Origin of the sequence: Arthrobacter pascens (genome assembly GCF_017052465.1) — a bacterium.
GTDB lineage: Bacteria > Actinomycetota > Actinomycetes > Actinomycetales > Micrococcaceae > Arthrobacter > Arthrobacter pascens.
On sequence record NZ_JAFHKT010000094.1, the window covers coordinates 21655 to 27850 of the forward strand.

Consider the following 6196-nt stretch of genomic DNA (forward strand, 5'->3'; position numbering starts at 1 on the left):
GCCTGGGTTAAATAGCCTTGCCCGGGTTGAGGATCCCGGCCGGGTCGAAGAGTTCCTTCAGGCGCCGCTGCAGCTCGCGGATGGGCTCCGGCTGCTCGAGGCTCAGCCACCGCAGCTTGTACTGCCCGATGCCGTGCTCCCCCGTGATGGTGCCGCCCATGTCCAGCGCGACGGCGATCGACGCGTCCAGGGCTTTGTTCAGGCGCGCCGCTGCTTCGGCATCCGCCAGGTCATTCACGCGGTCCACCCAGAACGTGGGATGCAGGTTCCCGTCGCCGGCGTGCGCCACCACCTTGAGCCTCACCTCGTGGGTCTCAGCCAGCGATTCAAGGGCCGCCACGTAGTCCACCAGCCTGGAGCGGGGCACCGCCACGTCCTCGCCCACCCGGTACTGATCGTCCACCTCGACGCCGCGGCTGTTGCGCCTCATATCCACCAGGTGCTCGGCTTCCTCGCTGGCTTCGGTGGTCACCACGGCGCCGCCCGCTGCCAGGACATCACGGACGACGTCCGCTTCCGCTGCGGCCCCGAACCCGTCGGTCTGGACCAGCAGGAGGGACGCGCCCCTCCCGGCGAGATCCGAGCCATGGATCTCATCCAGCTGGACGAGCGACCCGCCGTCCAGCAGTTCCATGATGGCGGGCTGTACCCGGGCCTTGCCCACCGCCAGCACTCCGGCGGCGGCCTGCCGGAAGTCGGGATAGAACGCCGCGATCGTGTGCACTTCGCGGGGCAGGTACTTGAGCCGCACCGTGGCGCCAACGACGATCCCCAGCGTGCCCTCGGAGCCGACAAACAATCCGGTCAGGTCGTAGCCCGCCACGCCTTTGAAGGTCTGGTGGCCCGTGTGGATGAGTGAGCCGTCCGCCAGCACCACGTCCAGCGCCAGCACTGAGTCGCGGGTGACCCCGTACTTGGCGCACCGCAGCCCGCCGGCGTTCGTCGCGACGTTCCCGCCGATCGTCGAGATCCTGAAACTCGCCGGATCCGGGGCGAACATCAAACCGTGCCGGGCCGCGGCGTCGTTCAGGTCCGCGTTGACCACCCCCGGCTCCACGACTGCGGTCTCGTCGTCCGGGTTGAGGTCCAGGATCCGGTTCATTCGCTCCAGGCTGAGGACGACCGATCCTTCGGTGGCATGAGCCCCGCCGGAAACGCCGGTCCCGGCGCCCCGGGCCACGATCGGAACCCGCCGTGCGGCACAGCTCCTGACGGCGGCCTGGACGTCGGGGACCGACTCGGCAAAGACAACCGCGAGCGGCTGCTGATAGTCCAGCACGGGCGCCTGGTCAACGGCATAGGCGGCCAGCACGGCCGGGTCCTGGACGACTTTTCCTGGTCCCAGAGCTGAGGTGAGCTCGTCGGCGATGCTGCTCATTGGTCTCCCGTTTCGGTCACACGTGCCTCCAAGTCTAGATGTTGGCCTAGGGGCTTGGATCCAGCTGCTGTGCAAACGTTTCCAAATTGTGCCGCCATCTGACCGATACTGGCGGATGCTTTACGGAAATTGTCAACCGGTTATTGACTGGAAACGCTTTCAATTGTGGTTTGCGCCACTCTATGCTGGCCCAATGTCTGTTGACTCATTGATGCAAGCGCTTTCACCACTGGCCCGGTCCCTCACGCCGGTCCATGCCCCTGATAACGCCCACGGTTGGTGGCGGTCGGCCGTCATCTACCAGGTCTACCCCCGGTCCTTCCGGGACCTGAACGGGGATGGGATCGGAGATCTCGCAGGCATCACTGCAGAACTGCCGCAGCTGGCCGACCTCGACATCGACGCCGTGTGGCTCTCCCCCTTCTACCGCTCCCCCCAGCGCGACGCCGGCTATGACGTTAGCGACTACTGCGACGTGGATCCGCTGTTCGGCTCGCTGGGCGACTTCGACGGCATGATCGCCGAAGCCAACAGGCTGGGCATCAGGGTGATCGTGGACCTGGTCCCCAACCACTGTTCGGACCAGCACCTCACTTTCCAGGCCGCCCTCGCCGCCGGGCCGGGAAGCTTGGAACGGGACATGTTCATCTTCCGCGACGGCACCGGCCCCGCCGGCGAAGAGCCGCCCAACAACTGGCAGTCACACTTCGGTGGCCCCGCCTGGACGCGCATCGCCGAAGCTGACGGAGCACCGGGTCAGTGGTACCTGCACCTCTTCGACTCCTCCCAGCCTGACTTCAACTGGGACAACCAGGCCGTACACGACGAATTTGAGCGCGTGCTCCGCTTCTGGCTCGACCGCGGAGTCTCGGGGTTCCGTGTGGACGTGGCGCATGCGCTGGTTAAGGCGCCCGGGCTGCCTGCCTGGGGCGGACGCGCAGACGGCAGCACCATCGACGGTTTCCCCGGGCACGAGGCCCCCATGTTCGGCCAGCCCGCGCTGCACGACATCTTCCGGAACTGGCGCCGCATTCTCGAGGAATACGGACCCGACCGCATTATGTGCGCCGAGGCCAATGTGGATCCCCTGCCCCGGCTGGCGGAATGGGTCCGGCCCGATGAGATGCACCAGGCGTTCAACTTCCCCTACCTGCACGCCGGGCTGGACATTCCACGGCTGCGTCACGTCATCACCGAGTCCCTGACCTCCCTGGACGCCGTCGGCGCACCCAGCACCTGGGTACTGTCCAACCACGACGTCGTCCGGCACGCCACCCGCTTCGGCTACTACTGGTCCGGTCCCCGCGAAGGCGACGGAATCGGCCCCGCGGACCCGCAGCCAGACCACGACCTCGGCCGGGCCCGGGCCGCCGCCGCTTCGCTCTTCATGCTCGGCCTGCCGGGCGGCGCCTACCTCTACCAGGGCGAGGAACTCGGGCTTCCGGACGGCATCGACATCGCGGACCACCAGCGGCAGGATCCGACATTTGCGCGCACGCGCGGCGAGCGTCTGGGCCGCGACGGCTGCCGTGTCCCCTTGCCGTGGCGTGCGTCGGAGCCGCACCACGGCTTCGGGTCCGGCCAGGACCCCTGGCTCCCGCAACCGGCGAGCTTCGCCGGACTGGCCAGGGACGCCCAGGCCGGGGACCCGTCGTCGCACCTTAACCTGTACCGGCGCATGCTGTCGCTGCGCCGGGAACTCGGGCTGGGGCGCGGCTCACTGTCCTGGGCCGAACAGTGGTGCACCGACTCCGCACTGGCGTTCCTGAACGGAAATATCCTGGTGATCATGAACGTGGGGCAGGACTCCCTTGAGCTGCCTGCGGGCGACGTGCTGCTGCGCAGTTCCGGCGGGGACGCCCAAGGCTGGCATGGATTAGGCTCTGGAGAGACCGTTTGGATGAGGGTTTCAATAGAGGACGCGGAGAGCTAAGGGCATATGGCCGGCATCAAGGAAGTCGCAGAACGTGCCGGTCTGTCCATAGCCACCGTTTCACGGGCCTTGAGCGGGAAGGGCAACGTGTCGGCCAAGAGCCGCGCGCGGGCGCAGGCGGCAGCAGCCGACCTCGGGTTCGTGCCCTCCTACCAGGCCTCGAGCCTGGCCTCCGGGCGCAACTACAACATAGGCATCGTTGTCCCTTCCGTCCACCGCTGGTACTTCTCATCGGTGGTAGAAGGGGTGTCCCGGGCGCTGCTGGACGCCGGCTATGACCTGACCCTGTACAACGTCACAGAGGTCTCAGGCCGCCGGCAGAGTGTGCTCCGAGACTTCCTGCTCCGCAAGCGCGTAGACGCCGTCATCGCCGTGGCGCTGGCCCTCACCGAGTCGGAGATCCGGCAAATGCTGGCGGTGCACCGGCCGATCGTGGGCATCGGCGGCCCTCTTCTCGGCGCATCGACCATCCGCATCGACGACTACGGTCTGTCTGCGGCGGCGACGAACCATCTTATTCAGCTCGGCCACACCAAGATCGCGCACCTGACGGGCGACTCTGTCTACGAACAGGACTTCAAGATCCCCCGCACGCGCCTCACAGGCTTCAAAGGCGCGATGGCAGCCGCAGGACTCGAGGTCCGGCCCGAGTGGGTCGTCACGGCAGACTTCACCATCCAGGGCGGCTACGCGACAGCCAGGCAGTTGCTCGGCTCAGCCTCAGAACGCCCCACGGCGGTCTTTGCCGCCTCCGATGAGATGGCCATCGGCGCCATCCTCGCCGCCCGCGACTTCGGTCTCCGGATCCCGGAGGATCTGTCGGTGATCGGGATCGACGGGCACGATCTTGGTGAACTCTTCGGGCTCACCACCATAGACCAGGATCCCCGCGGCCAGGGAGCGCTGGCGGTGCGTCTGCTGCTGGAGGGGCTCGACGGCGGTGCGGAGCGGGCGGCCGTCGATACCACTTACCCCACGAAGTTCGTCATCCGGTCCAGCACCGCTGTCCCGCCGCCTGCGCGCTAGCCGGCCTCGGCGCCCATGAACCGCGCAAATCGTCCCAGGACTTCCGGCCAGGCCTTGTCGTAGGCCGCGCGGGTGGCGGAGGGGTCTTCAGCGCCCTCCCAGCCGTCGTGGACCACACGGACCTCGGTGTTGCCGTCCACGGCCTGGAATGCAACCCTGAGCTCCGTAGACCACATCGCAGTGGTGCCCGGATACCAGGATGCGTGGAAGGACAACGGAGGCTGCCAATCATCGATGGTGCCCCACGTCGTGGTCCTGCCGTCGTCCGCCGTTTCAAGGATCAGGTTCTCCTCAAACTCCACGTACGAGCCGGGACCGAAAACACTGTTTGTCTCCATCGGCCACCAAAGGTGCGTGTGGTCCGTGAACCCCATGAAGGTCCGGGCCACGGGGCCGGGAACCACCACCGCGCAGACGACCGGATCCAATGCCAAGGCTGGATCGGGCTCATTGGCGCCGGAGGCAGCGGCGTGACTGAAGAGGTTTTCCATGGGCACCAACTCTACCGGGCCGCCGGACGCTCCCTCACCTCTCGCCGCCTTCCACCCGACGCCCCCTCACTACCCGCCGTGTCCCACCCGACGCTCCCTCACCTCTCGCCGTGTCCCACCCGACGCTCCCTCACCTCTCGCCGTGTCCCACCCGACGCTCCCTCACCTCTCGCCGTGTCCCACACGACGCTCCCTCACTACCCGCGGGTGACGACGGCGGTGTGCTGCCTTGGGATGCCCTGGCCGGCTTTGGGGTCGCGCGAGGGCCCCGCCAAATTTATCGCCCGCTGCGGGCGCGAGGACCCACTGTGCATTGATGAACTTCGCCACAGGAAATTGGACCGGCGCGGTGTAGAGCTGCTGCTCCAGGTTATTAGGAGGAAAAGAACTCTGTGGTTATCGCCAACAACGAGTCGCTCTCCGGCCTGCCATACCGACATCTAGCGCCTTGCCCACACCCACGCCTTAATCCGGATAGCCAGCCCTCACGAACGCCAGGGACAACTTTCGCCGGTCCCGCACTGCCGCCCGGGTGGGAAGCCTACCCCGGGTGGGAAGCCTACCCGGGCTGACGGGCGCGGTAATCTCTGAGCGCATCTGCTCTGATCCACTTTCTGGTCAGGAAGGCGTCCAGCAAGCAAGACACGGCGAAGGCCGTCCAGGAAATCCACGCGGGTGCCAAGCCCGCAATAACGAATGCCATGATTGCAAGGACCACGGCACCAGAGGCATAGTTGTAGATGCGTCGGCCTGGCGTGGCTATTCGCGCCTCTTGTGTTTCACGGAAATAATTCAGCATGGCGCCCCCAAAAATCTATTCGCAGTATTCCGTCAGCGTATCCTGCGTCTGACGAAGCGGAGCTACGCCCGGGAGGCAAAAGCGCCCTAAAGCTCCTGGTGGGGGCCAGACAGCCCTTGAACCGAGGGCCAAGAAGGGTTGGCATATTCACGACGGCTACTGAGGAGCGTCCGTCCCGCTCGACAACAATTGAGGAAGAGTCCCGCCCCACTCGGCAGGTAGTGAGGGAGCGTACCGTTCGGGCCTGCAACAAGTGAGGGAGCGTGCCGTTCCCACTCGGCAGGTAGTGAGGGAGCGTACCGTTCGGGCCTGCAACAAGTGAGGGAGCGTCCGGGTTGCCGGGTCTGGTGGTACCTGTCGAAAAGAAGTCTTGGTTGGTTAACAGCGAAGGCCCCGACATTCGTTGTCGGGGCCTTGGCCTTAATTTATGTCCGGCGGTGACCTACTCTCCCACACCCTCCCGGGTGCAGTACCATCGGCGCTGTGGGTCTTAGCTTCCGGGTTCGGAATGGGACCGGGCGTTTCCCCCACGCTATGACCGCCGTAACCCTTCTACCCGGCACACACCC

The 6196-nt window shown here is 66.1% G+C and carries 5 protein-coding genes and 1 rRNA gene; 2 read left to right on the top strand and 4 right to left on the bottom strand.

What is annotated here, in order from left to right:
- Window positions 1-7 precede the first annotated feature (7 nt).
- Window positions 8-1378, bottom strand: coding sequence for an FAD-binding oxidoreductase (locus JYA52_RS01545; RefSeq protein WP_205651391.1), 1371 nt, complete (start codon window positions 1376-1378; stop codon window positions 8-10).
- 193 nt (window positions 1379-1571) lie between these two features.
- On the opposite strand from JYA52_RS01545, the gene JYA52_RS01550 reads away from it, so the two are divergent.
- Both JYA52_RS01550 and JYA52_RS01555 read left to right on the top strand, forming a co-directional pair.
- The gene (locus JYA52_RS01550) at window positions 1572-3311 is read left to right on the top strand and encodes a glycoside hydrolase family 13 protein (RefSeq protein WP_205651392.1); all 1740 of its coding nucleotides are present in this window, start codon (window positions 1572-1574) and stop codon (window positions 3309-3311) included.
- Window positions 3312-3317: 6 nt separating this feature from the next.
- A complete protein-coding gene (locus JYA52_RS01555) occupies window positions 3318-4337 on the top strand; it encodes a LacI family DNA-binding transcriptional regulator (protein ID WP_205651393.1) in 1020 nt (339 codons plus the stop codon).
- On the opposite strand, the gene JYA52_RS01560 is transcribed toward JYA52_RS01555, so the two are convergent.
- The 3 genes from JYA52_RS01560 to rrf all read right to left on the bottom strand — a co-directional run bounded on the left by JYA52_RS01560 (window position 4334) and on the right by rrf (window position 6173).
- A complete protein-coding gene (locus tag JYA52_RS01560; RefSeq protein WP_205651394.1) occupies window positions 4334-4828 on the bottom strand; it encodes an SRPBCC domain-containing protein in 495 nt (164 codons plus the stop codon). The genes JYA52_RS01555 and JYA52_RS01560 overlap by 4 nt on opposite strands.
- A 559-nt stretch (window positions 4829-5387) precedes the next feature.
- Complete coding sequence (locus tag JYA52_RS01565) at window positions 5388-5627, bottom strand: hypothetical protein (RefSeq protein ID WP_205651395.1); 240 nt, start codon at window positions 5625-5627, stop codon at window positions 5388-5390.
- A 429-nt stretch (window positions 5628-6056) separates the two neighbouring features.
- Window positions 6057-6173, bottom strand: a 5S ribosomal RNA gene (gene rrf, locus JYA52_RS01570).
- Window positions 6174-6196: the final 23 nt, after the last annotated feature.